Here is a 26719-nt window from a genome sequence, read left to right as displayed (position 1 = left end):
TAGTCGTTTATAGAGGATCATTGAGGAGGGAATTGATGAAAGAAAAATTCCAATCGTTCGGAAAGGCAATGCTCGTTCCGATTACGCTCATTGCCATTTCCGGTCTCTTTTTGGGTATCGGTAGCGTTTTTACGACCGAACTGACCCTTGTGTCCCTTGGCGTTAATTGGGATTGGTATGCCGCTTCGCCGCTCTTTACGTTCTTCTCGGTATTTAAGGGTCTCGGCGAGGTAATCATTGGAAACCTCGGTGTTTTGTTTGCCGTCGGCTGCGCCTTCTCCTTGTCTCGCAAAGAGAAGGGCTGGGCTGCCTTTTCTGCCCTTGTTTGTTATCTCACCATGCTCAAGACGGTTGAGATTCTGCTTGGAGCAGCTGGCTTGGCTGCCGACAATACAACGGTGGAAGCTCTTCAGGCCGTCGGCCTTACGTCCATTCAGGCGAGTGAGCAGTCCGCACTCTACACTACCTCGCTCGGCTTTTTTGGCTACAGCTCTGGTGTCTTTGGCGGCATTATCGTGGGCTGCCTGGTCGCCTGGATCACCGGCCGTTTTTACAAGACCAAGCTTCCAACGGCGCTAGCGTTTTTTGCGGGTAGTCGAACGGTCCCCATTGTATCGCTGATCGCCGGTGGCATCCTGGGCGGCATCATGTACTTCGTCTGGCCCGTCATCGGTGGATGCTTTTCGGGTATTGCGACGTTCGTGAAAGGCTCCGGTCTGTTCGGTACGTTTGTCTATCGCTGGGTGCTCGAGAGCCTTGTGCCGTTTGGCTTGCATCCGCTGCTCGAGACGCCCATGTATTGGACTGAGCTTGGCGGCTCCATGGTCGTCGATGGAACGCGCGTGGTGGGCAATAGCGCCATTCAGCTTGCACAGCTCGCTTCTCCCAGCAGCGACAAGCTCTTGGTTAGGGCTTTCATGGCTGGCTATGGCATTAACGATTACGCATTGTTCCCGGGTATCGCTCTTGCTATGTGGTCTTGTGCCAAGCCCCAGAACCGTAAGAAGGTTGCCGGTCTTTTAATCCCCACAGTGATTTCGACTGTTTTCTTTGGCGTTACGGAGCCGATTCTCTTTACGTTCCTGTTTGCCGCCCCCTGGCTCTACTTTGGCGTTTATGCTCCGCTTTCTGGACTGGGTGAAGTTCTCTCGGAGGCAATGGGCGTTTCGGTGTACCAGGGAAATATCAAGGACCTGATCCCATTCTTATTCCGCCCCGAGAAGCTTAATCTGCTTCCGTACCTTATTCTGCTTCCCGCCTTTTTCCTGGCAGCTTTCTTCCTCTTCCGGTTCTTTATTACTAAGTTCGATATCAAGACGCCCGGTCGAGATGATGGTGACGATATTGAGTTGATCAACAGCAGAGCCGAGTTCGAGGCAAAGGCCGCTGAGGCAAAGGGCGAGTCTGGTAGCACTCCCAAGAAGGCAGTCCAGGGCCATGCGACCAAGGACAGCGCGCTTGCTGTTGGCATTGTCGAAGCGCTTGGTGGAGCCGACAACATTGATGATCTTGACAACTGCATCTCACGTCTTCGCGTGATTGTCAAGGATGGTTCTAAGGTTGCAGACGACGAGGTGTTCACCAAGAATCTTGAAGCTATGGGCGTTATCCGCCTGAGCGACAAGGCAATCCAGGTCATTTACGGTCCTCGTGTCGGCGAAGTCGCTTCTGAGGTGCACGACGTTCTCGGTGACGAGTAAAACGCGCAAGTGGTTTGCAATTGCATAGCGCAATTCCAGGGCTTGGCTTCCTATCGCATGATTTAGGGGGCCAAGCCTTCTTGTTTTAGATTGTCAAGGCAGATACTCAATAGTTCTTCGAATGCGAGAATACAACTTCCGGTAAAGCAGTTAGGCTTAACGTTCTTAAGGTCCATTGGGTGATCGTCGTGTATCGTAAAGATCGCGTCTGCCGTCTTGGCGAGCTCGCTGTCTTCGTTGCCGGTAAACGCGAGGGTCGTAATGCCCGCGTCGTGGCATGCCCTTGCGGTTTCCAGGATGGCTTCTGTCTGGCCCGATTTGGATATGAGCATCATGCAGCTGAGCGTATTTCGGTTGGATTCGACAAACTGATCGGTTTCTAGGAAGTCCTGTATGACGGCCAAAAAGCCAAGTCCAACGAGCTTGGTCGCCATGTACTGCGCAACGATGCGTGAGAAGCCCTCTCCGTTTACTCCGATCATTCTGTTGCGATGCAGGGCGGCGATGAATACGTCTACATCTCCGGTGTGGCATACGAAGTGGACGCTACTGTCTTTGAGTGATTGATTCATTTCGCGGGAGACATGATGAAGGTGCTTGAGATCGTACATCATTTCGCGGTAGCCACGGTAGCCGAGCTTTTTCGAAAGCCTGATGACTGTCGTCATGCTGGTAAAGCATGCCATAGCGACGGGTTTTATACCAATATCATCGAGGGTGTCGATATTGTTGAGCAGGTATTCGAGTACGCTTTGCTCGGTTTCGGATAGCTTTGCGGCTGAGTAGAGCTTGGAAATCTGCTTTTTATCAACCATCGGTGCCCCTTCCCGCCGGACGTGTGTGGCCGCTTCCGTTGCGTAAATAATAACTCCTTGGGGAATTCCTTTCCCGCCTTGCAGCCGGGGCGGGAAGCGGCCCTCCATGCTGGATACAATATCCAAACACAGGCGAACCATGCAATATTGAATGTGCTAATTGGGGGTTTCGATATGAAACTTACGGTCATAGGCGGCGGTGGCGTCCGCTCCATGTTTTTGGCAAAGAGCATAGCCCAGCAGGCGTCATCGCTTGGAATCGACGAACTTGTGTTTATGGACAATGATCCCGAGAAGCTGCGCATCTACGGTGGCCTTGCCGCCCATGTCTCGGGCATGCTTTGCCCCGCGCTTAATTTTTCACTGACGGGCGATGCAGTCGAGGCCGTTAAGGACGCCGATTACGTGATCACGACGATTCGCGTCGGAGGGGACCATATGCGCGTTCGCGATGAGCGCATTGCCCTTTCACATGGGGTTCTTGGCCAAGAGACGACTGGCGCAGCCGGCGTGTCTTTTGCCATGCGTTCCATCCCTGCGCTTGCTTCGTATTGCGAGTTGATCAAGAAGTACGCAAAGCCGGACGTCAAGGTGTTTAACTTTACTAATCCCGCTGGCGTCGTATCTCAGGCCCTACGTGATATGGGCTATGATTTTACATATGGCATTTGCGATGCCCCCTCGGGCATGTTGCATCAGTTTGCCGAGTATAAAGGCGTTGATCCTGCATCGGTTCAGGGCGAGTGCTATGGACTCAATCACCTCTCGTTCTTCCGCAATGTGACGGTTGACGGCGAGGACATCATGCCCGACTTGATCCACGACGACGGGGCATATGCTCATACAGATCTTAGGTTCTTCGAGAAGGACCTCGTCCTAAATCGCGAAAGCGTGCCAAATGAGTACTTATACTATTTCTACTATCGCGAGCGCGCCGTTGCCAACGTTCTCTCTTCGCCCCAGACGCGCGGCGAACTAATCGAAGAAATTAATCGAGAAATGACGAGCGAGCTTGCATCTATCGATATTGAGAACGACTTCGAAAAAGGCCTCGCGTGCTTTGAGAAGTGGTATGGAATGCGAGAAAACAACTACATGGCGGCCGAGACAGGTATTCATCGCGACAAGCCGTGGACGTTTGACGTGTACGGCAAAGATGCTGGCGGATACGCAGGTGTCGCGCTCCGTTTCATGGATATTGCCCGCTCTGGCAAGACGCAGCAGATGATCCTGTGCACCCCCAACAATGGCGCCATCCCCGGTCTTCTCGATACAGATGTCATTGAGTCAACGTGCGATATCTCCACCGATGGCTGCGTACCGCATCGCGTCGAAGCCGATTCTGTGCCCGCGGGAAACCTCGAATTGATTCGTCGCGTCAAGTACTACGAGCGCACCGTGGCGCGTGGCATCGTTAACCGATCGAAGCGCGACATTGTCGAGGGCCTCGCGATGCACCCGCTCGTTAATTCGTACTCCTTGGCGAAAGATATCGCCGCGCAGTACTTTGAGCTTAACCGCGACTACATCGACGGCTGGACAGACTAGTCTGGACGTTAAAACTAGAAATTTTGGATGGGCGGACCGGCGTTTATATTGGCGCCCGTTCGCCCTGCCTAGTAAGAAAACGGGTATAGAGTGAACTTGCGAGAGAACTTCAATGTCTTTCTGGAATCGGGCGATCGGGCGAAGGGATGCCGGAGTGGCTGCACGATGGCGTTATATATCCCCTTGTTTGTTATGAGCGCGCTTCAACTTGGTGTATCAAACGTTGCAACTGAGCTCGCCTATATCAATCCGTCCATTACGCTTATTTGCACTGTGGTCGCAGCCTTTTTAAACCTGCTTCTATCGAATGTGGCTTTTTCGTTTTTTGCCGTCGACCGGTCCAAAGAGACGCTGCAACCGGCTCGAACCCCTTCGGTTTACCTCTTAGCCTCGACGGTTCCCCTCCAGATTTCTGGGGCGCTGCTAATTTATTTGGTTCACTTGATTTTATCGGCAATTGTAGTCTTTGCCTCGCTTGCGAGCAGTCAGCTCGGGGTGTTGTGCTCGCTGGTGGTGGCAGTAATCGTGACGCTTCTTTCCGCGTCGTTCGTATTCGTGTTAATTGAAGATGCGGACGTGGGGCAGAGGGGGCTACGAGGCATTCGGTTTGCACCACGCTACGTCATGCGTTCGATCACGGCACTTCGTTCCTCCTGCAGAGAAATCGCGCGTCCCGCAATGCTGCTGGTGACATGGAATCTGGTTGCAAGTTGCGCTATCCCTGTTCTTGTCGGATGGGTAGTTTCGAGTGCGGCGCTGCCGTCGGCACTTTCAGTGACGTCGCTTGTACATGAGGGACTTTATTATGGGGCGTTTGCTTATATGCTGCTTTTGCTAGTTCATTGTGCGGTTGCGAGTTGGCTCGAAATTGACGTGCTCATGGGGGTGTCCTTGTGCGTATCCGAGCAGGCGCGATAGCCCGAAGATGAAGCCGCGTTTTCGACATTGAGTTCCTGCACACCTTACTTTCTAGGCGGAATTGGCGCGCCGTCTGTTAACGATCGTTTTCCAAGAATTCTTTTATTGCGCATTTATAGACTTCTCATTGCTATAATCGCCCACCGCCCAAGACAATCGGAGAGGTTTCCTACATGACTCAGGCAAGACAAGATGGCATCTCGCTCAAGCAGTGGCTCCCGCTTATCGGGCTCGCCTGCTGCGCGTTCGTGTTCAACACATCGGAGTTCATGCCCATCGGCCTTCTGACTGATATTGCCGTATCGTTCTCGCTCACCGAGGCCCAGGCAGGCATCATGATTTCGGTCTACGCCTGGGGCGTCATGCTGCTGTCGCTGCCGCTTATGGTGTTTGCCTCGCGCTTTGAGTTCAAGCGTATGCTGCTCGGCGTGCTCGCCGTGTTCTCTCTGGGTCAGTTCCTGTCCGCCGTGGCGCCCACCTATCCTATTTTAGTCTGCGCACGCCTGGTGGTCGCTTGCGCACATGCCGTGTTCTGGTCGGTCGCCTCGATTATGGCCTCGCGCCTGGTCGACGCCCGTCACGGGGCGCTCGCCATCAGCATGATCGCCACGGGCTCGTCCATCGCACAGATCTTTGGCCTGCCGATCGGCCGCGCCATCGGCCTGGCCGTGGGCTGGCGCATGACGTTTGCCGTGGTCGGGGCCTTTTCTGCCGCCGCGGTGGTGTACCAGGCCGCGGTGTTCCCGGCCATGCCGGCGGGTGAGCGGTTTGCGGTTAAACAGCTGCCCGAGCTGCTCAAGAACCCGTTCCTCATCGCGCTCTACGCGGTCACGGTTTTTATGGCGACCGGCTATTACACAGGCTACAGCTATATCGAGCCCTTCCTGGCGCAGGTCGCGCACGTCGACGCGGGCGCCATTACCATGACGCTGACGGCGTTTGGCTGCTCCGGTCTGGTGGGCAGCTGGCTGTTTGGTCGCCTGTTCGACGGGCACCGCTTCCCGTTTTTGGCTATTACGCTCTCCGGCGTGCCAGCGGCCCTGCTACTCATAGGTTCGGCCGCATCGTCGCTCGCAGCAGTGCTTGCCGTCTGCGTGCTGTGGGGCTGCTGCGCCACGGCCTTTAACGTGGCATTTCAGGCCGAGCTTATCAAGTACACGCCCGCGGATTCGTCGGCTGTCGCCATGTCGATCTTCTCGGGCCTGTTTAATCTGGGTATTGGCACGGGCACCGCGATCGGCGGCGCCGTGGTTTCGGGCCCCGGTATCGCCTGGATCGGCTCCGTGGGCGGGGCGATTGCCGTCGTGGGCGTCATCCTCGCCATCACGGTGATGTTCCCGGCTATCCGCCGCGCCAAGCCCGTCGCCTAATCACGTTTCCTCATCAGTTGCGGTGGAATAGTTCCTGTTTAAGGCCTCTAAAGGCCCAAGCAGGAACTATTCCACCGCAACTTATTTTGGGGAAGAGGATGCAAGCCGGGCATACAATGGATGTCGTTGTGTTGAGCTTACCGGGAGGCTGTTATGTGGGCATACGAGACGACGTTCTATCAAATCTATCCGCTGGGCTTTTGTGGAGCTCCGCGCGAAAACGCCGCGCCCGTTGCCGAGGATGAGCTTGCCCAGGCTGCCAACGATGCGCCCAACCCCGATGCCCCCATCATGAAAATCGCCCAATGGGCCGACTACCTGCAAAAACTCGGTATTGGCGCTGTGCTCATCAACCCACCGCTCGAGTCCGATAGCCATGGCTACGACACGCGCAGCCTGCGCCACATCGACCGTCGCCTGGGTGGGGATGCCGACTTTGCCGCCGTGTGCGAGACGCTGCATGCCCACGGCATCCGTGTGGTGCTCGACGCCGTCTTCAACCACGTCGGTCGCGGCTTTTGGGCCTTCCGCGATGTGCAGGAGCGCAAGTGGGACTCGCCCTACAAGGACTGGTTCCACATCAGCTTTGACGGCGACTCGTGCTACGGCGACGGCTTTTGGTACGAGGGCTGGGAAGGCCATTTTGAGCTCGTGAAGCTTAACCTGCAAAACCCCGCCGTGGTCGATTACCTGCTCGAGTCCGTGCGCCGTTGGGCCGAGGTCTTTGGCGTCGACGGTCTGCGCCTGGACGTCGCCTATATGCTCGACCGCGACTTTATGCGCCGCCTGCACGCCTTTGCCCGTGAGCTCAAGCCCGACTTTGTGCTGATCGGCGAGACGCTCCACGGCGACTACAACCAGATCGTCAACGACGAGATGCTCGACTCCTGCACCAACTACGAGTGTTACAAGGGACTGTACTCCAGCTTTAACTCGATCAACATGTTCGAGATCGCCCACTCGCTGCACCGTCAGTTTGGCGGCGACCCGTGGTGCATCTACCGCGGCAAGCACCTGCTGTCGTTTGTCGACAACCACGACGTACCGCGCCTGGCGAGCATCCTCACCGACAAGTCCTGTCTGCGTCCCGCCTATGGCATGCTCTTTGGTATGCCGGGCATCCCGTGCATCTACTATGGCAGCGAGTGGGGAATTGCTGGCGAAAAGGGCGGCCCCGATGGCGACTGGGCGCTGCGCCCTGCGCTCGATGAGCCTGCGCCCAACGAGCTGACGGCCTTCATCACACAGCTTGCGCACCTGCGCTCGGCCGATGACGCGGCGGCACGCGCTCTCAGCTACGGTGCGTATCGCAACGTGATGATTCAGAACAAGCAGCTGCTGTTCGAGCGCGCCTGCGACGACGCGACGGTGCTCGTGGCGGTCAATGCCGTGAACGAGCCTTATACCTTTGGAGCCGGCGAACTCAACGGCTCCTTCGTCGACCTACTTGCCGACGATGCACCCACGGTCGAGCTGACGGGCTCCCTTGAACTTGCGCCCTACGAGGTGCGCTATCTGTTGAGGGCCTAGGTCATGGCGGCGTCAGACGAGGGCTATCAACATATTGAGCATGGGTTTGAGCCCGTGTTTGACCAGCACTCGCGCGTTTTGGTGCTGGGATCGTTTCCCTCGGTGCTTTCGCGCACCAATGCCTTTTATTACGGCAACCCTCAGAATCGCTTTTGGCGCGTGATGGCCGCATGCCTTGGTGTGCCTGTACCACCCAACGAGGGCGACCCTTTGGTGGGCGGCGAGCCCGCGACGCTCGACGCCTCTATTGCCGCCAAGCGATCCATGCTGCTGAACGGTGGCGTGGCCCTGTGGGATGTGATCGAGAGCTGCGACATTAAGGGGTCGAGCGACGCGAGCATCAAAAACGCTGTGCCGGCATATATCGAACGCATCACTGGAGCTGCGCCCATCGAGCGGGTGGTATGCAACGGAGGTACGGCGGGGCGCCTCTATAAGCGCTATCTACAGGAGCGGACGGGTCTGTCCGCTGTCGTATTGCCGTCAACTAGTCCCGCTAACGCGGCCTGGCGCCTGGAGCGGCTTATCGAGCGCTGGCGCGAGGCAGTTGACTGGACCACACGGTAATCTAGATCCTTTATTGAGCATGGGCGCCGAGGCGTTTGATGATGGCATGCCAGATTGGTGCGGGCACGGCGGGCTTGACGCGCACCATGCCGTCGACATCGACGCTATCGGCCTCGCCGCCGCCAAGCAGCTGCGCATGCTCTATGGAGCAGCCCATGCGCACGGCGCCTACAAGCTTATCCATCGCTTCGGAAAATGGCCGGCGTAAGAGGCCCATACGCGGGGAGTGGCGAAGCGCCGCAATACCGCTGCCGGCGCAGATGACAACGCCACCGCACCATGGCAGGTCGCGTAGAATACATGCCCGGTACAGGTGGTCGAGGACTTCGTCCGCCTGCTTGTTGTTTTTTGACAGGGCCTGGACGACGACATAGACGCGTGTCTCTGTATCCCCGAAGCGATCGAGTATCTGCTCGACAGCGATCATCGCCTCATCATCAAATGCATCATCAACAGCGAACACCATGCCATCGACTACACCGGCATCATCCGCCTCCAAATCGACCGGACGGGGGAGCGCGGTGCCGGAAAGCTGAGCATAGGCGGCGATGGCATCCTGCAGGTCCCAAAGCAAAAACTCAAGATCGGCGCTCTCGGGAATACTGATATATGCAATGGTTTGCAGCGTTTTTGGTACATCGCCGCGCGCGGTCGTCTCCATGCCATCTCCTTTCCGGTTGGTTTCCGTTTAGGTTACACCGTCTGGTGGCGCGCGGGCGCGCTATCCTAGTGCAACCCTTACGAAAGGAATGCCATGCGACTGCCCATGAACACCTCGCTTGCCACGCTCAAGCCCTCCGGCATTCGCCGGATCAACGCGCTCGCCGCCCAGCACCCGGGGTGCATCGCGCTTGCGCTTGGCGAGCCCGATTTTCCCACGCCCGATGTGATTGGCGCCGAGGTGACCGCCGCGCTGGGCCGCGGTGACACGCACTATCCGCCCAACAACGGCCGTCCCGCCCTGCGCGAGGCGCTGTCTACCTACATGGGAGACGCGGGCCTTACGTTTTCGGCCGACGAGGTCATCCTGACCGACGGCGCGACCGAGGCCCTGTCGGCAACATTTATGGCCATGCTCAACCCCGGCGACGAGGTTATTATCCCCACGCCGGCCTTTGGCCTGTACGAGAGCATCGTCGTGGCCAACCACGCCAAAGCGGTCTTTTTGGATACGGAGCCCGCGCAATTTCAGATTGACGAGGAAGCGCTTCGCGCCTGCGTGACGCCGGCGACTAAGGCCATCGTCATCTGCACGCCCAACAATCCTACGGGCTGTATCCTCGACGCGGCATCGCTCGACGCCGTGGCACACGTGGCAGAGCAAGCGGGCATCTACGTAATCTGCGACGACGTATATAACCGCCTGGTCTATGTGGATGGCTATGAGCGCTTTGCCCAGCGCCACCCGGAGCTACGCGAGCAAACGGTGGTCATCGAGAGCTTCTCCAAGCCATGGGCTATGACCGGCTGGCGCTTGGGCTGGCTCGCAGCTGCAGCCCCCGTCATCGCCGAGATCGCAAAGGCCCACCAATACTTAGTATCGAGCGCCGTCTCCTTTGAGATGGACGCCGCAGCCCGAGCCCTGACCGTCGACCCAACCCCTATGCTCAAAGTCTACCGAGCTCGCCGCGAACGCGTGCTCGCAGCCTTAGACACCATGGGCCTCGACGTAGTGGAACCAGCCGGCGCCTTCTACGCTTTCCCCAGCATCAAACAATTCGGCCTAACAAGCGAAGACTTCTGCATCAAAGCCATCAAAGAAGCCAACGTAGCCCTAGTCCCCGGAGACTGCTTCGGCACCGAAGGCCACGTCCGCTTAAGCTACTGCGTCTCCGACCAAGATCTGGACGAAGGCCTCCGCCGCCTGTCCACCTTCATTTCGACTTTGTAGTCCTCAGGGATGCAACACATCAGCCCACCGACATAAGGATTGTGAGTGGGGCGCGTCGGCCAACGGCAACCCTGGCCGCCCCAAAGTCAACACAGGTCGCGCCGCCAAAGGCCAGGCGCAAGCTTTTCGTAGATTCCGCACGAGCCGAAGAGCACTAAATGTGCTCTTCGTGCGAGCCCAGGACCTGACCGAGCGAAAAGCTTGCGCCTGGCCTTTGGCGGCACGACCGAGATGGTGGAATTGTGTGCAGCCAGGGTTGCCGTTGACCGAAGCCGGGGTCCCCGCCATAATACTTTCGGTTCACGCACGAATCCGCTGCCAGAGACAGCCGGTGCAAACGGGCATTGCCCGCGAGCTCAATGGGATATCCCGCCAGCCGAGGTGGTCGAGTAGATATGTCTTCTCGCCCCCGTCGCTCATGCAGCGCGGGGGCTTTCTTTTTGGACATGCCCCCGTCACGTCCTTGTGGCGGACCGTGCCCGGAAAGAATTCGAGGAGGTGTAATTCATGCCCCAGCAGTACAAAATCGACAAGGTTGCAGAGATCGAGTCCCGTATCGCCGAGAATGCCGGTCTGTTCGTCGTCAACTACAACGGTCTGACGGTTAAGCAGGCTCAGGAGCTGCGTCATCAGCTTCGCGAGTGCGGCGCCGAGATGAAGGTCTACAAGAACAACCTGGTCAAGATCGCTCTCAAGAACCAGGAGCAGCCCGAGCTCGACGAGATCCTCGCCGGCCCCGTCGCTTATGTGTTCTACGAGACCGAGCCGGTCGAGGCCGCTAAGACCCTTAAGGACTTCTCCGCTAAGTCCAAGGGCGTCCTTGAGATCAAGGGCGGTATCTCCGACGGCAAGGCCGTTTCCGCTGATGATGTTAAGGCTATCGCCGAGCTGCCCACCAAGGACCAGCTTCTCGGCCAGATCGCCGGTCTCATCTCCGGTTTCGCTCGCGACATCGCTGTCTGCGTCAACGGCGTTTCCTCTGGTCTCGCTCGTTCGATCCAGCAGGTCTCCGAGCAGAAGGCAGCCTAGTCGCTGTTTTCACCCGCGGCGGCAACGCCGCACCCCTGGCGCATTCGCGCCGTGTTTTAACTGATCTCCGTGCACAGACACGGAAACCGAAAGGACTTAGAAATGGCTAAGCTTACCACCGATGAGATCATCGATGCTCTTAAGGAAATGACCCTTCTCGAGGCTTCCGAGCTCGTTAAGGCTATCGAGGACACCTTCGGCGTTTCCGCCGCTGCTCCTGCCGCTGTTGTCGCCGCTCCCGCTGCTGGCGCTGCTGAGGCCGAGGAGAAGACCGAGTTTGACGTCGTGCTCGAGGGCTTCGGCGACAACAAGATCCAGGTCATCAAGGCCGTCCGTGAGCTCACCAACCTTGGCCTGAAGGAGGCCAAGGAGGTCGTCGAGAGCGCTCCCAAGGCTGTTCTCGAGGGCGCCAAGAAGGAGGACGCCGAGGCTGCCAAGGAGAAGCTCGAGGCCGCTGGCGCTGCTGTCACCCTCAAGTAATCAGGCTTTCTCGCCAGATTTCTTTGCAGACGGGGTTCGCATTGCGAGCCCCGTCTTTTTTGTTTTGGCCCCTCATTCCCATTGCTCGGCACGCAGAACACTGCTGTCTTCGCCGTGCCAATCCCGTTACCGCTGGGGCATAAAATTGCACCATTCGAGCAATAATTTGCGTTGACCTGCTGAAGAATTGCGTTTGCCTTACGGCGACGTATGTCTCCGGCGGTAAGATACTTCGGTATCGCAATTTGGTCTGCGGCCGCCGTGCCGCACGCTTGGGGCGCTTTGCGCCTGCGAAAGGATCCTTGAATAATATGAAGGCAATCATCCCCGCCGCCGGTCTAGGCACGCGTTTTCTGCCTGGCACTAAGTGCACGCCCAAAGAGATGCTGCCGGTGCTCGACAAGCCGGTCATTCAGTATGTCGTTGAGGAGGCACTCGACCCCGAGGAGGTCGACGACGCCATCATCGTTACCTCTCCCGGTAAGCCCGAGCTGCTGAGCTACTTCCAGCCCGACCGTTCGCTCGAGAACCTGCTGCGCGAGCGCGGCAAGAACGCCTATGCCGATGCCGTCGCCCACGCTGGCGGTATGCCGGTCGACTTCCGCTATCAGTACGAGCCCAAGGGTCTCGGCCATGCCATTCGCTCGGCGGCCGATGCTGTGGCGGGGGAGAACTTCCTGGTTCTTCTGGGCGACTATGTTGTGCCCAACCATGACATTTGCGACAAGATGCTTGCCGTCTCCAAGGAGCATGGCGGCGCTTCGGTTATCGCTGTTGCCGCGTGTGCTCCCGAGGAGGTCAGCCGCTATGGCGTTATCGCCGGCGAGCGCGTGGGCTCCCTCGAGGGCGCTGAGGGCGTTGGCGATGCCGAGCCTGGCGCCGTGTGGCGCATCGGCGGCTTGGTGGAGAAGCCTGCTCCCGAGGCTGCGCCTTCTAACCTTTACATCGTCGGACGCTATCTGCTGAGCCCGCTGGTCATGGAGCTGCTTGCCGACCAGCAGGCCGGCAAGGGCGGCGAGATTCAGCTCACTGACGCCATGGCCCGCTCGCTCGACCGCGAGGCTATGTACGCCGTCGTCATCGATCCTCTGTCGGGCTACGACACCGGTACCCCGTCTGGCTGGATGGCCACCAACGCCCTCATGGCTGCAAGCGATCCTCGCTTTGCCGGCGCCTTCTGGGACGCCATCGACGAGCGCGGCGGCTTGATGCGCAAGTAAACAGCGCTTACGGGTGCGGACTTCGGTCTGCACCCGTTTTTTTGCGAACTGCCGCTTAGCTCCGGAAAGTGCGACCCACAATTTGGTTGAATTCTGGGATGCGCTTTCCGGCTGAGGACCCTAGCGGAAAGCGCATCCTAGAATATCGGCTCAGGACGGGATACAGTTTCCCAAACAGGGCTCAATCGGAAACTACGACCCAGTTTGAGGCCTCAAAACGGGACGCAGTTTCCGCCCGATCAGCCTTCGCCGCCATTCCGCCATTCAGCGACGCGCATCAGCAACTCTGTTCACAGAAAATATATGAACATATGTTCGATATACGCACATCTACCTGCGTATTTTCTGTCGAAAAACTTTGCTACTCCAAAAACACAATCGCGTCAAGGCTTTTCTTGCCCAACGGTCGGTACCTGATAAACTATTAGGTTGCGATAACTGGCGAAGCTATGCCTCGCCAACCCACCGAGCATTTCCGTGAAGGAGGAAAAACCTGGTGACCTACGCATACACTGCCACTGAGCGCAAGCGCGTCAGCTTCGGGAAAATCCCGGAGGCCATGGAGCTCCCCAACCTTATCTCTGTTCAAAGGGAATCCTTTGAGCGTTTTAAGGACGAGGGCCTTCGTGAGGCGTTTAAGGAATCCAGCCCCATCCAGAGCCAGAACCATGTTCTCGAGGTTACTTTCGGCGAGCATCAGTTTGGCGACCCCGCGCATACCGTCGAGGAGTGCCGCGAGAAGGATATGACCTATCAGGCTCCGCTTCTGACCGACGTCCGTCTCACCAACAAGGAGACCGGCGAGATCAAGGAGCAGCTCGTCTTTATGGGCGACTTCCCCATGATGACCGATCAGGGCACCTTCATCATCAACGGTACCGAGCGTATCGTCGTCTCGCAGCTCGTCCGTTCCCCGGGCGTGTACTTCAGCTCCGAGATGGATTCGGGCAAGCAGATCTACAAGGCTCAGATCATCCCGTCCCGCGGTGCCTGGCTTGAGTTTGAGGTCGATAAGCGCGACCAGCTCATGGTCTCCATCGACCGTAAGCGCAAGCAGAGCGCCACGATGTTCCTGCGCGCCCTTGGCATCGCCGTCACCAACGACGACATCATCGAGCTGCTCGGCAACTCCGATGTGATCAAGCGCACCCTCGAGCGCGATACCGCCCTTACCCGCGAGGATGCTCTTATCGAGATCTACCGTCGCCTGCGCCCGGGCGAGCCTCCCACCGTGGATGCTTCCCGCAGCCTGCTCGAGGGCCTGCTCTTCAACCCGCAGCGCTACGACCTGGCCCGCGTCGGTCGCTACAAGGTCAACAAGAAGCTCAACCTCACCACCGAGGAAGAGGTCACGGTGCTCACCGACGAGGATATCGTCGCTACGCTGCGCTACCTTCTGTCCCTCGCTGCCGGCGAGCAGGGCTTCAAGGTTGACGACATCGACCACTTTGGCAACCGCCGTATCCGCACCGTCGGCGAGCTCGTCGCCAACCAGTTCCGTATCGGCATGAGCCGTATGGAGCGCGTCGTCCGTGAGCGCATGAGCTCCCAGGACATCGACGAGATTACCCCGCAGTCGCTCATCAACATCCGCCCGATCGTGGCCTCCATCAAGGAGTTCTTCGGTTCCTCGCAGCTCTCGCAGTTCATGGACCAGGCGAACCCTCTGACCGGTCTGACCCACAAGCGCCGTCTGTCCGCACTCGGCCCTGGCGGTCTTGCCGGCCACAAGTCGGGCTCCAGCCGCCGCACCAACGTGCCGACGGCCGTCCGCGACGTTCACAACTCGCACTACAGCCGTATGTGCCCGATCGAGACCCCCGAAGGCCCCAACATCGGCCTGATCGGCTCGCTTGCCCTCTACGCCCGCGTCAACGAGTATGGCTTCATCGAGGCCCCGTTCCGCCGCGTCGAGAACGGCGTTGCCACCGACCAGATCGACTGGATGACCGCTGACGAGGAAGAGAAGCACGTTATCGCGCCGGCCAACACGCCGCTCGATCCCAAGACCAACGAGTTCATCACGACCGATGCCGAGGGCAAGATCGTCCGTCCGCATTCCGTGATCGCCCGTACCCGCGACTTCGACGGCTCCTTCGGCGCTCCCGCCGACGTGCCTGTCGAGGACGTCGACTACATGGACGTCTCGCCGCGCCAGATGCTCTCCGTCGCAGCCACGCTGATCCCGTTCCTCGAGCACGACGACGCTAAGCGTACGCTCATGGGCGCCAACATGCAGCGTCAGGCCGTGCCGCTGGTTCACCCCGCCGCTCCCTATGTCGGTACCGGCATGGAGCGTCGCGCCGCCCTGGACTCTGGCGAGGTCACCCTGGCCAAGAACGCCGGCGAGGTCATCTTTGCCGACGCCTCCAAGATTATCGTCAAGCATGCCGGCGGCATGGACGAGTATCACCTGGCCAAGTACCAGCGCTCCAACCAGTCCACCTGCATCAACCACCGCCCGCTCGTGCGCGTCGGCGACACCGTTGAGCAGGGTGAGCCTCTGGCCGACGGTCCTTCGACCGATCACGGCGAGCTCGCACTGGGCCAGAACCTCACCGTGGCCTACATGCCGTGGGAAGGCTTCAACTACGAGGACGGTATCGTCGTGTCCGAGCGCCTGGTGGCCGAGGACCTGCTGACGACCATCAACATCACCCGTCACGAGATCGACGCCCGCGATACCAAGCTCGGCCCCGAGGAGATCACTCGCGAGATCCCGAACCTCTCCGAGGACATGCTTGCCAACCTCGACGAGGACGGCATCATCCGCATCGGCGCTGAGGTCGGCCCTGGCGACATCCTGGTCGGCAAGGTTACCCCTAAGGGCGAGAGCGCTCTGACTGCCGAGGAGCGCCTGCTGCGCGCCATCTTCGGTGCCAAGGCTCACGACGTTCGCGACACTTCCCTTAAGATGCCTCACGGCGCTTACGGCCGCGTCATCGACGTCGTCCGCTTTAGCCGCGAGAACGGCGACGACCTGGCCCCCGGCGTCAACGAGCAGGTGCGCGTCTACGTCGCCCAGCGTCGTAAGATCCAGCAGGGCGATAAGATTGCCGGCCGCCACGGCAACAAGGGTGTTATCTGTAACGTTCTGCCGGTCGAGGACATGCCCTACATGGCTGACGGTACCCCGATCGACGTTATCCTCAACCCGCTGGGCGTTCCTTCGCGTATGAACGTCGGCCAGCTGCTCGAGTGCCACCTTGGCTGGGCTGCTGCCTGCGGTTGGGATACCGAGGATGCCGATTCCGACAAGTACGTCCCCGGTCCGTTCTTTACCGCGACGCCCGTCTTCGACGGCGCCAAGGAGGACGAGATCGCCGAGGTCATCCGTCGTGCCAACAAGAATATGCTCAACAAGGCCACCGCTGCCTTTGGCGATCACATGCGCCCCGAGTTTGTCACCCAGCTTGACGAGCGCGGAAAGACCCGCCTGTTTGACGGCCGCACCGGCGAGGAGTTCCGCGAGCCCATTACCGTGGGCACGTCCTACATCCTCAAGCTTGGTCACATGGTCGACGACAAGATCCACGCCCGTTCGACTGGCCCTTACAGCCTGGTTACTCAGCAGCCGCTGGGTGGCAAGGCCCAGTTCGGCGGCCAGCGCTTCGGCGAGATGGAAGTTTGGGCACTGTACGCATACGGTGCTTCCAACGTCCTGCAGGAGATCCTGACCGTCAAGTCCGACGATACCGTGGGCCGCGTCAAGACCTACGAGTCCATCGTCAAGGGCGAGAACGTCCCGGTTCCGGGTATCCCCGAGTCCTTCAAGGTTCTCGTCAAGGAGATCCGTTCCCTCGCACTGGATATCGAGCCCATGCACGATGCCGACGAGGACGCCTCCGCCCCCGTGACCGCCGAGGAGACCTCTGCCCTCGATGACCTGGCTGCGCTCGCCGGCGTTGACCCCGACGTCGAGGCCCAGGATGCCGAGACCGCCGAGGCACCCGAGGCTGTCGCCGCCACGACCACTGATAAGGAGTAGTTGACTGTGGCAGATTTCGAAGCTACTGAATTTGACTCGGTAAAGATCTCCCTTGCCTCCGCCGACCAGATCCGTTCCTGGTCGCACGGTGAGGTCAAGAAGCCGGAGACCATCAATTACCGTACCCTCAAGCCCGAGAAGGACGGCCTGTTCTGCGAGAAGATCTTCGGTCCCGCCAAGGACTGGGAGTGCTCCTGCGGCAAGTACAAGGGCATCCGCTTTAAGGGCATCGTCTGCGAGCGCTGCGGCGTCGAGGTCACCTCGGCCAAGGTGCGTCGCGACCGCATGGGCCATATCGAGCTCGCCGCTCCCGTGTCCCACATCTGGTACTTCAAGAGCCCCACGAGCTTCCCGATGAGCCGTATGCTCGACATCAAGTCCAAGGACCTCGAGAAGGTTCTGTACTTTGCCAGCTACATCATCACCGAGGTCGACTACGAGGCTCGCGAGGCCGACGCTGACGACCTGAGCGAGGAGCTCGCCGCCGATCTGGAAGAGATCGATGCCGAGTGCGCCCGCCAGATCGAGTCCCTCAAGGAGCAGGGCAACCCCGAGAACTTTGACGAGTTCTCCGACGAGGAGCCGCTGACCCCCGAGGAGATCGCCTCCGGCATCGTCGACATCGAGGAAGAGTGCAAGGACGAGAAGCAGCTCCGCACGGACGCCTTCAACGCCTTCATGAAGCTCACCGAGCGCGACCTCATCTCCGATGAGCCGCTGTTCCGCGAGATGACCCGTTACTACTCCATGTACTTCAAGGGTGGCATGGGTGCCGAGGCCGTCCGCGACCTGCTCGCTGCCATCGACCTCCCCTCCGAGGCCGAGAAGCTCAAGGCCATCATCGCCGACGAGGACTCTCAGAAGCAGAAGCGCGAGAAGGCCGTTAAGCGCCTCGAGGTCGTTGACGCCTTCCTGAAGGGCGGCAACAGCCCCGCGAACATGATTCTGGATGTCATCCCGGTCATTCCGCCCGATCTGCGCCCGATGGTCCAGCTCGACGGCGGCCGCTTTGCCGCGTCCGACCTCAACGACCTGTATCGTCGCGTGATCAACCGTAACAACCGACTCAAGCGCCTGCTCGACCTGGACGCCCCTGCGATCATCGTGAACAACGAGAAGCGCATGCTCCAGGAGTCCGTGGACGCCCTGTTCGACAACGGCCGCCGTGGGCGCCCGGTCTCTGGCCGTGGTGGTCGCCCGCTCAAGTCGCTCGCCGAGGCCCTCAAGGGCAAGCAGGGTCGTTTCCGCCAGAACCTGCTGGGCAAGCGTGTCGACTACTCTGGCCGTTCGGTTATCGTTACCGACCCCAAGCTGCTGCTGCACCAGTGCGGTCTGCCCAAGACCATGGCGCTGGAGCTCTTCAAGCCCTTCGTCATGAAGCGCCTGGTCGAGCTTGGCAAGGTCGAGAACATCAAGGGCGCCAAGCGCGCTATCGACCGCGGTGCCACCTTTGTGTGGGACATCCTCGAAGAGGTCATCGACGGCCGTGTCGTGCTGCTCAACCGTGCACCGACCCTGCACCGTCTGTCCATCCAGGCCTTTGAGCCGGTGCTGGTCGAGGGCAAGGCTATCCACCTGCACCCGCTGGTCTGCGCGCCCTTCAACGCCGACTTCGACGGCGACCAGATGTCTGTCCACGTGCCGCTGTCCAGCCAGGCTCAGGCCGAGGCCCGCGTGCTCATGCTCTCTGCGAACAACCTGCGCTCGCCGGCGTCTGGCAAGCCGGTCAACATCCCCTCGCAGGACATGATCATTGGTGTGTACTACCTGACCCAGGTCCGCGACGGTCTGCCGGGCGAGAACCACGTGTTCTCGAGCTTCGACGACGCGCTGCACGCCTATGACTGCCGCTCCGAGGTCGACATGCAGGCCAAGATTCAGGTCCGCGTGTCCGCCGAGAACGCCAACGTCATCAACGAGGACGGCACCCGTATCTTCCGCGTCAAGAACGGCAAGAACGAGTTCGTCGACTACGATGTCACCGGTAACAAGACCGCACGCTTCGAGACTTCTATCGGCCGCATCATCTTCAACCGCCAGTGCCTGCCCGAAGACTACGAGTTCATGAACTACAAGATGGTCAAGGGCGATGTGGCCAAGCTGGTTGCCGACTGCTGCGATCGTTACCCCGAGGCCAAGGTCGGCCCGATCCTCGACTCTATCAAGTACTCCGGCTTCCACTACGCTACCCGCGCCGGCCTCACCATCTCGGTGTGGGACGCTCTCATCCCTGCCGAGAAGCAGGAGCTGCTCGACCGCGCCCAGGCCAACGTCGACCAGATCAACGAGTACTTCGAGGAGGGCTTCATCAACGAGACGGAGCGCCACATCGAAGTCGTTAACGAGTGGACCGCTTGTACCGACAAGGTCGCAGCGCTCATGCTCGACATGTTCGACGAGGAGAACCCGCTGTACATGATGGCCGACTCCGGCGCCCGTGGTTCTAAGACCCAGCTGCGTCAGCTCGGCGGCATGCGTGGCCTGATGGCAGATATGTCCGGCGAGACGATCGACCTTCCCATTAAGGCGAACTTCCGCGAAGGCCTGCTGCCGCTCGAGTACTTCATTTCGACCTACGGCGCCCGTAAGGGCCTGGTCGATACCGCATCCCACACCTCGGACTCTGGCTACCTGACCCGTCGTCTGGTCGACGTGGCCCAGGACGTCATCGTCCGCGAGGAGGACTGCGGTACGCACGAGGGCGTCACCTACAACCTCATCATCCCCGGCACCACCGACCTCAACACCGATCTTGTCGGCCGTTGCTTCATTGAGGACGTCGTGGCTCCCGATGGCACCGTGCTCTTTGAGCAGGACGGCTATATCGAGAAGGTCGCCGACATCCAGAAGATGGTCGATGCGGGCCTTAAGAAGGTCAAGCTTCGCGCGCTGCTCACCTGCCGCTCCAAGTACGGCGTGTGCCAGAAGTGCTACGGCTGGGATCTTTCCACCCGTCGTCCGGTCGCCATCGGTACCGCAGTCGGCATTATTGCCGCCCAGTCCATCGGCGAGCCCGGTACGCAGCTTACGATGCGTACCATTCACTCCGGCGGCGTCGCTGGCGTCGACGATATTACGCAGGGTCTGCCTACGGTCAGCCGTATGTTCGATATCGTCGGCAACGTCAACGAGAAGATCCTGGGTCGCGAGGCCGAGCTGGCTCCGTACTCCGGCCACCTCTCGATTAAGCCCGAGAAGTCCGAGTACGTGCTGACGCTCACCGACTCCGAGGATCACACCCGTGTCCTCGACGAGCGTCGCGTCCCCGCTTCGGTGCGCTTTATGCCCGAGATCGAGGACGGCTGCGAGGTTCGCGCCGGCGACCAGATCACCAAGGGCTTCGTCAACTTCCGCAACCTGCGCAAGCTGACCGACATCGAGTCGACGATGCACACCTTCGTCGAGAGCGTCAAGGACGTCTACACCAGCCAGGGCGTCGACCTGAACGACAAGCACATCGAGGTGCTCGCACGTCAGATGCTGCGTCGCGTTCAGATCACCAACCCCGGCGACTCCAAGTACCTGCTTGGTCAGTACGTCGACCGCTACGAGTTCGCCGACGAGGTCGAGCGCGTTGCCCGTCTGGGCGGTCAGGCTCCCGTGGCTGAGCCCGTCATCTTGGGTACGCTCAAGGTTGCGTCCAACATCGACTCCTGGCTGTCGAGCGCTTCGTTCATCCGTACCGCCGGCGTCCTTACCGAGGCTGCTATTGAGGGCAAGGTCGACCACCTGCTCGACCTTAAGTCCAACGTCATCGTCGGTAAGAAGATCCCGGCTGGTACCGGCCTCAAGCCGTACGCTAACGCCAAGCTGACGTATCGCACGGCCGACGGCTACGTGGACATCGATGGTCCGGCTTCGCCCAACGCCAAGTCACTGCCCGAGTGGGCTCCCGTGGAGCTCAAGGACCTGGACGAGCGGCTCCCACAGCAGCTCGACTGGGCCGGCTACGACGAGTTTGGCGGTGCCGACGGTTCGTTCACCCGCAACGGCCACACCATCTCCGCCGAGAAGGCTCGCCTGTACCTGTTCGACGACCTGGGCGTGTCGCAGCGCTGGACCAACAAGTTCAGCGAGGTCGGCATCGAGACGGTCGGCGACCTGGTTGGCAAGTCCGAGGAGGATCTGCTGCGCATCGATGGCATCGGTGCCAAGGCGATCGAGGAGCTCCGCGACGGCCTCGAGGCCCACGACCTGCTCTACATCCTCGAGAACAACGACGACGTTGCCGACGAGGAAGACCTCTCGCAGCTGCTGCAGATGGTCTTTAGCCCCGACGGTCCGGACGACATCCTGCTGGGCACCTCCGCTCCGACGCATCACGCCGATGCCGACGAGGAGCTCCTGGGCGCCCCGATCGACGACAAGAAGGCTTCCGCCAACGGTGCCATCAACGAGGACATGGCTTCCCTCGACGAGCTGCTCAACCAGCTCGTGGACACCGACGACGCCGAAGAGGCCAAGGACAACGACGGGGAGTAATTTCCCAGTACGTTAACCGCCCTTCCAAAGACCCGCTCCCCAACAGGGAAGCGGGTCTTTTTTGTTGAGGAACGTTGCCCTGACGAGCACGTAGGATTTCCGGTCCGGGCGGCCCCCGGGGTTAAGTTTGTCGCGAGTTCCGCACGAGCCGGAGGCTACTTAATGTGGCCTCCGTGCGAGCCAGGACTGTAGAGCAGCAAACTTAACCCCAGGGCCGCCCGGACCGGAAATCCGCCCTCGCGCACAGGAGGGGATTCCTTTTGTGTAGGCTTTGCGGAAATGTGGCTATTTTAGGATACGCCCGGCGGCGTGGTCTGTTGACGACACAGCTAACGGCACGTATCCTATCGAACTGCGTGTTTCGTAGGGGGATGCTGACCCCTCGATTCAAGCCGTTGCACTTTACAGAAAGCTGGAATCATTCGAGAAGGAGTACGCTTTGCCTACTATTAACCAGCTGGTTCGCCAGGGCCGTCGTTCCGCGCCCAAGAAGTCCAAGAACGCTGCTCTGCAGCACAACTCCCAGAAGCGCGGCGTGTGCACCCGCGTCTTCACCACGAGCCCCAAGAAGCCGAACTCGGCTCTTCGTAAGGTTGCCCGTGTTCGCCTCGTCAACGGCATCGAAGTTACTGCTTACATTCCGGGTGAGGGCCACAACCTGCAGGAGCACTCCATCGTGCTCGTCCGCGGCGGTCGTGTTCGTGACCTCCCTGGTGTCCGTTATCACGTCATCCGTGGCGCCTACGATGCTGCTCCGGTCCAGAACCGTATGCAGGCCCGTTCCAAGTACGGTGCTAAGCGCCCCAAGGCCAAATAAGCCAGATAACGTTTTGATACTTTCGCCGTGTGCCGCCTAAGCGCCGCACGGTAGACACTTAAGGAGATTTCACATGCCGCGTCGTGCAGCAGCTAATCGTCGTGAGGTTCAGCCTGACGCCGTTTACAACAACCGCCTGGTGACTCAGCTCATCAACAAGGTCCTTCTTGACGGCAAGAAGGCCACCGCTGAGCGCATCGTTTACACCGCTTTCGAGATCGTTGCCGAGAAGTCCGAGGGTGGCGACGCTCTCGCTACCTTCAAGAAGGCTATGGACAACGTCAAGCCCACGCTCGAGGTTAAGCCCAAGCGTGTCGGTGGCGCTACCTATCAGGTCCCGATGGAGGTCAACTCCCGTCGTTCCACCGCTCTGGGCATCCGCTGGATCGTCAACTTCTCCCGCGCTCGCAAGGAGAAGACCATGGCTGAGCGTCTCGCAAACGAGATTCTGGACGCTTCCAACGGCCTGGGCGCTTCCGTCAAGAAGCGTGAGGACGTCTTCAAGATGGCCGAGGCCAACCGCGCGTTCTCTCACTATCGTTGGTAAGTTAAGGTAAGGAACTAACATGGCTAAGGCTAAGCACAAGCTTTCCGATACCCGTAACATCGGCATCATGGCCCACATCGATGCCGGTAAGACCACCACGACCGAGCGTATTCTTTACTACACCGGTAAGACCCACAAGATCGGTGAGGTCCATGAGGGCGCTGCCACCATGGACTGGATGGTTCAGGAGCAGGAGCGCGGCGTAACCATTACCTCCGCTGCTACCACGTGCTTCTGGAACAAGGACGGTAAGGACTACCGCATCCAGATCATCGACACCCCGGGCCACGTTGACTTCACCGCCGAGGTCGAGCGCTGCCTGCGCGTCCTCGATGGCGCTGTCGCCGTCTTCGACGCCGTTGCCGGCGTCCAGCCCCAGTCTGAGACCGTTTGGCGTCAGGCTTCTACCTTCAACGTTCCCCGCATCGCCTTCATCAACAAGTATGACCGCGTGGGCGCTGACTTCTTCAACGCTATCGAGACCATGAAGGATCGTCTCGACGCCAACGCCGTGGCCGCTCAGGTCCCGATGGGCGCCGAGGACAACTTCTGGGGCGTCATCGACCTGGTCACCATGACTGCATGGGACTTCAAGGCCGACGAGAAGGGCATGACCTACCCCGAGCCGATGGACGAGATCCCGGCTGAGTTCGCCGACATCGCTGCCACCAAGCGCGAGGAGCTCCTCGACGCCGCTGCCAGCTTTGACGACGAGCTTATGGAGAAGATCCTCATGGAGGAGGACTTCACCGTCGAGGAGCTCAAGGCTGCTCTGCGCAAGGGCGTTCTGGCCAACGAGCTCAACCTCGTCTTTGTGGGCTCCGCCTACAAGAACAAGGGCGTTCAGGAGCTGCTCGACGCTGTCGTCGACTACCTGCCCAGCCCCCTCGACGTTGAGGCCGTCACCGGTACCGATCCGGAAACCGGCGAGGAGATCGTGCGTCATCCCTCCTTCGACGAGCCCTTCTCCGGCCTGGTCTTCAAGATCATGACCGACCCGTTCGTCGGTAAGCTCACCTACGTCCGCGTTTATTCCGGTCGCGCCGAGTCCGGCTCCTACGTGGTCAACGCCTCCAACGGTCAGCGCGAGCGCCTCGGCCGCATCCTCGAGATGAACGCCGCCGAGCGTATCGACCGTGACGACGCTTGCGCCGGTGACATCGTCGCCTGCGTTGGCTTCAAGAACTCCACCACCGGTGACACCCTGTGCGCCGAGGGCAAGGAGATCGTCCTCGAGAAGATCGAGTTCGCTAAGCCCGTTATCGACGTTGCCATCGAGCCCAAGACCAAGGCCGAGCAGGACAAGATGTCCCTGGCTCTGACCAAGCTCGCCGAGGAGGACCCGACCTTCACGGTGTCCACCAACCACGAGACCGGCCAGACCATCATCGCCGGCATGGGCGAGCTGCACCTCGAGATCATCGTTGACCGTCTGCTCCGTGAGTTCAAGGTTGACGCTAACGTCGGTAAGCCCCAGGTTGCCTACCGCGAGACCGCTGGTCACGATGTCGAGAGGGCTGAGGGCAAGTTCGTCCGTCAGTCCGGCGGTCGCGGTCAGTACGGCCACGCCGTCATCAAGCTCGAGAAGATGGAGGAGGGCTTCGGCTACGAGTTCGTCAACGCTATCGTCGGCGGCGTCGTGCCCAAGGAGTACATCCCGTCCATCGACAAGGGCATCCAGGAGGCCCTGAACACCGGTGTTATCGCCGGCTTCCCGGTCCTCGACGTTAAGGTCACCCTGTTCGACGGTTCTTACCACGAGGTCGACTCCTCCGAGGCCGCCTTCAAGATCGCCGGTTCCATGGCTATCAAGGACGCCCTCAAGAAGTCCGATCCGCAGCTGCTCGAGCCGATCATGGCTGTCGAGGTCGAGACCCCCGAGCAGTACATGGGCGACGTTATGGGCAACCTCTCCGGTCGCCGCGGCAAGATCGAGGGCATGGAGGATCGCAAGAACACCAAGCTCATCCGTGCCAAGGTGCCGCTGGGCGAGATGTTCGGTTACGCTACCGACCTTCGCTCCCAGACCCAGGGCCGTGCATCCTACACGATGCAGTTCGACTCTTATGAGCCTGCGCCCAAGTCCATCGTGGACGAGGTCATGAGCAAGAACGCCTAAGTTCGAGCTCCCTGTTACGTAATCCGCGAGAACATCTCTCGCACTCTTTGGAGGTTTAAGTTGGCTACCCAGAAGATCCGCATTCGCCTCAAGGGCTATGATCACGAGGTCGTCGATCAGTCCGCGAAGCTCATCGTCGAGACCGCTCAGAAGACCGGCGCTCGCGTTTCCGGTCCTGTCCCCCTGCCCACCGAGCGCAACCTGTACACGGTTCTCCGCTCGCCGCACAAGGACAAGGACTCCCGTGAGCAGTTCGAGATGCGCACCCACAAGCGCCTCATCGACATCCTCGACCCCACCTCGGGCACCGTTGATTCGCTCATGCGTCTCGACCTCCCCGCTGGCGTCGACATCGACATCAAGCTCTAAGCTTTTTGCTCGATAGTGCGATTTGTAAGGCCGCAGCCCTAAGGGTTGCGGCCTTTTTTGTATCGATGGGGTAAAGGGTCTACACTACTGAGCTATTCGACAAACGAGTGTATGAGTAAAACTGTTGGGGGCAGATATAGATGGTCGAGTGGATCGTTCGTCGTGCGCAGGGCGACCGTGCGCGCGTGGGCACGTTGGCGGGCGTGGTGTGTATTCTCGCCAATGTGGCGCTATGCGCTGCGAAGGGTGCAATTGGCGTGCTGTCGGGATCGGTTTCGATTGTGGCGGACGCCATGAACAACCTGTCTGACGCCAGCTCAAACATCGTGAGCGTGCTTGGCTTTAAGCTGGCGGGCAAGCCGGCAGACCCCGAGCACCCTTACGGCCATGGCCGCTACGAGTATCTCTCGGGTCTGGTCGTGGCGGCGCTCGTGCTGCTTATCGGCCTCGAACTGGTGAAGTCCTCGTTTGAGCGTATCGTCCACCCCGAACCCGTCGAGTTCTCGCTTGCCCTGGTGGCAGTCTTGGCGCTTTCGATGGTTGTTAAACTGTGGATGGCGGCCCTCAACCAAAAGCTCGGTGACCGTATTGAGTCTGAGACGCTGCATGCGACCGCGCAGGATTCCAAGAACGATGTCCTTGCCACAGGCGCCGTGTTAGCGTGCGCAATTGTTTCGCAGGTGACGCATATCAATCTTGATGCTTGGGTCGGCCTTGCCGTTGGCGCCTATATTGGCTGGAGCGGTTTTGAGCTCATCCAGGATACGGTGAGCCCGCTTTTGGGTCAGGCGCCCGATCCCAAGCTGGTCGAACATATTCGCGGCAAGATCTTGAGCTACCCTGGCGTTTTGGGCGTTCATGACCTAATGGTTCACGACTACGGTCCGGGCAGGAAGTTCGCAAGCGCTCACGCCGAGATGGCGGCCGAGGCCAGCCCGCTGGAAAGTCATGACACGCTCGATAACATTGAACAGGCATTTAGGGACGAAGACGACATGATTGTCACGCTTCACTACGATCCCATCGTGACCGATGACCCCAAGGTGGCGAGCATGCGCTTGCGCATTCACGCCATGGCCCAACAGATCGATAGCCGCCTTTCGATTCATGACCTGCGCTGTGTGCCGGGTCCTACGCACACCAACGTGATCTTTGACTGCGTGCGTCCCTCGGATTTGGGCATGGGGGCCGATGAGCTCAAGCACGCGTTGGTCCAGAGGGTCGAATCGGAATTTCCCAAGTCGATTGCCAAGATTACGATCGACGATGACTACGTAGGGCATACCCACGAGTAGGTCTGCGCCGGCAAAGCACGTTATGCAGAAGGGG

General features: G+C 59.6%; 19 protein-coding genes. 17 read left to right on the top strand and 2 right to left on the bottom strand.

Annotated elements, in window-relative coordinates:
• Positions 1 to 35: 35 nt before the first annotated feature.
• Positions 36 to 1700 carry a PTS transporter subunit EIIC gene (locus ACTNDJ_RS01115; RefSeq protein ID WP_427727089.1) on the top strand — a complete coding sequence of 555 codons (1665 nt, stop codon included), beginning with the start codon at positions 36 to 38 and terminating at the stop codon, positions 1698 to 1700.
• Positions 1701 to 1762: 62 nt separating this feature from the next.
• On the opposite strand, the gene ACTNDJ_RS01110 is transcribed toward ACTNDJ_RS01115, so the two are convergent.
• Entirely contained in the window at positions 1763 to 2515 is a 753-nt protein-coding gene (locus ACTNDJ_RS01110; protein WP_441083195.1) for a MurR/RpiR family transcriptional regulator, read from the bottom strand.
• Positions 2516 to 2689: 174 nt separating this feature from the next.
• Here ACTNDJ_RS01110 and ACTNDJ_RS01105 point away from each other — a divergent pair, with 174 nt between their 5' ends.
• The 5 genes from ACTNDJ_RS01105 to ACTNDJ_RS01085 all read left to right on the top strand — a co-directional run bounded on the left by ACTNDJ_RS01105 (position 2690) and on the right by ACTNDJ_RS01085 (position 8448).
• On the top strand, positions 2690 to 4063 hold the full coding sequence (locus tag ACTNDJ_RS01105) for a family 4 glycosyl hydrolase (RefSeq protein ID WP_441063319.1): 1374 nt from the start codon (positions 2690 to 2692) through the stop codon (positions 4061 to 4063).
• A 165-nt stretch (positions 4064 to 4228) separates the two neighbouring features.
• Positions 4229 to 4981, top strand: coding sequence for a hypothetical protein (locus tag ACTNDJ_RS01100; protein WP_441063321.1), 753 nt, complete (start codon positions 4229 to 4231; stop codon positions 4979 to 4981).
• A gap of 173 nt (positions 4982 to 5154) precedes the next feature.
• Positions 5155 to 6351 carry an MFS transporter gene (locus tag ACTNDJ_RS01095; protein ID WP_441063322.1) on the top strand — a complete coding sequence of 399 codons (1197 nt, stop codon included), beginning with the start codon at positions 5155 to 5157 and terminating at the stop codon, positions 6349 to 6351.
• 153 nt (positions 6352 to 6504) lie between these two features.
• Positions 6505 to 7881 carry an alpha-amylase family glycosyl hydrolase gene (locus tag ACTNDJ_RS01090; protein WP_441063324.1) on the top strand — a complete coding sequence of 459 codons (1377 nt, stop codon included), beginning with the start codon at positions 6505 to 6507 and terminating at the stop codon, positions 7879 to 7881.
• 3 nt (positions 7882 to 7884) lie between these two features.
• Entirely contained in the window at positions 7885 to 8448 is a 564-nt protein-coding gene (locus tag ACTNDJ_RS01085; RefSeq protein ID WP_441063326.1) for a uracil-DNA glycosylase family protein, read from the top strand.
• Between the two features lie 10 nt (positions 8449 to 8458).
• Here ACTNDJ_RS01085 and ACTNDJ_RS01080 read toward each other — a convergent pair whose 3' ends face one another.
• Positions 8459 to 9109 carry a hypothetical protein gene (locus ACTNDJ_RS01080; protein WP_441063328.1) on the bottom strand — a complete coding sequence of 217 codons (651 nt, stop codon included), beginning with the start codon at positions 9107 to 9109 and terminating at the stop codon, positions 8459 to 8461.
• 93 nt (positions 9110 to 9202) lie between these two features.
• On the opposite strand from ACTNDJ_RS01080, the gene ACTNDJ_RS01075 reads away from it, so the two are divergent.
• The 11 genes from ACTNDJ_RS01075 to ACTNDJ_RS01025 all read left to right on the top strand — a co-directional run bounded on the left by ACTNDJ_RS01075 (position 9203) and on the right by ACTNDJ_RS01025 (position 26685).
• Positions 9203 to 10339 carry a pyridoxal phosphate-dependent aminotransferase gene (locus ACTNDJ_RS01075; protein ID WP_441063329.1) on the top strand — a complete coding sequence of 379 codons (1137 nt, stop codon included), beginning with the start codon at positions 9203 to 9205 and terminating at the stop codon, positions 10337 to 10339.
• Positions 10340 to 10846: 507 nt separating this feature from the next.
• Complete coding sequence (gene rplJ / locus ACTNDJ_RS01070; protein ID WP_117646079.1) at positions 10847 to 11368, top strand: 50S ribosomal protein L10; 522 nt, start codon at positions 10847 to 10849, stop codon at positions 11366 to 11368.
• A 102-nt stretch (positions 11369 to 11470) separates the two neighbouring features.
• Complete coding sequence (rplL, locus tag ACTNDJ_RS01065) at positions 11471 to 11848, top strand: 50S ribosomal protein L7/L12 (RefSeq protein ID WP_154514707.1); 378 nt, start codon at positions 11471 to 11473, stop codon at positions 11846 to 11848.
• Positions 11849 to 12159: 311 nt separating this feature from the next.
• The gene (locus ACTNDJ_RS01060; RefSeq protein ID WP_441063331.1) at positions 12160 to 13068 is read left to right on the top strand and encodes a UTP--glucose-1-phosphate uridylyltransferase; all 909 of its coding nucleotides are present in this window, start codon (positions 12160 to 12162) and stop codon (positions 13066 to 13068) included.
• 559 nt (positions 13069 to 13627) lie between these two features.
• Positions 13628 to 17056, top strand: coding sequence for a DNA-directed RNA polymerase subunit beta (gene rpoB, locus ACTNDJ_RS01055; RefSeq protein WP_441063382.1), 3429 nt, complete (start codon positions 13628 to 13630; stop codon positions 17054 to 17056).
• A 6-nt stretch (positions 17057 to 17062) separates the two neighbouring features.
• Positions 17063 to 21538: a DNA-directed RNA polymerase subunit beta' gene (locus ACTNDJ_RS01050; RefSeq protein WP_441063333.1), complete on the top strand. Its 4476-nt coding sequence runs from the start codon at positions 17063 to 17065 to the stop codon at positions 21536 to 21538.
• Positions 21539 to 21977: 439 nt separating this feature from the next.
• Entirely contained in the window at positions 21978 to 22355 is a 378-nt protein-coding gene (gene rpsL, locus ACTNDJ_RS01045) for a 30S ribosomal protein S12 (RefSeq protein WP_154514699.1), read from the top strand.
• 73 nt (positions 22356 to 22428) lie between these two features.
• On the top strand, positions 22429 to 22902 hold the full coding sequence (rpsG, locus tag ACTNDJ_RS01040) for a 30S ribosomal protein S7 (RefSeq protein WP_006235013.1): 474 nt from the start codon (positions 22429 to 22431) through the stop codon (positions 22900 to 22902).
• Between the two features lie 19 nt (positions 22903 to 22921).
• Entirely contained in the window at positions 22922 to 25021 is a 2100-nt protein-coding gene (fusA, locus tag ACTNDJ_RS01035; RefSeq protein ID WP_154514697.1) for an elongation factor G, read from the top strand.
• A gap of 60 nt (positions 25022 to 25081) precedes the next feature.
• Positions 25082 to 25390 carry a 30S ribosomal protein S10 gene (gene rpsJ, locus ACTNDJ_RS01030; RefSeq protein ID WP_441063335.1) on the top strand — a complete coding sequence of 103 codons (309 nt, stop codon included), beginning with the start codon at positions 25082 to 25084 and terminating at the stop codon, positions 25388 to 25390.
• Positions 25391 to 25530: 140 nt separating this feature from the next.
• Complete coding sequence (locus ACTNDJ_RS01025; RefSeq protein WP_441063337.1) at positions 25531 to 26685, top strand: cation diffusion facilitator family transporter; 1155 nt, start codon at positions 25531 to 25533, stop codon at positions 26683 to 26685.
• The last annotated feature ends 34 nt before the right edge of the window (positions 26686 to 26719 follow it).

Source organism: Collinsella sp. HCP3S3_D1 (genome assembly GCF_052064015.1).
Taxonomy (GTDB): domain Bacteria; phylum Actinomycetota; class Coriobacteriia; order Coriobacteriales; family Coriobacteriaceae; genus Collinsella.
Note: the sequence above shows the minus strand (reverse complement) of the source record. Positions and strands in the feature narration are given on the sequence as shown.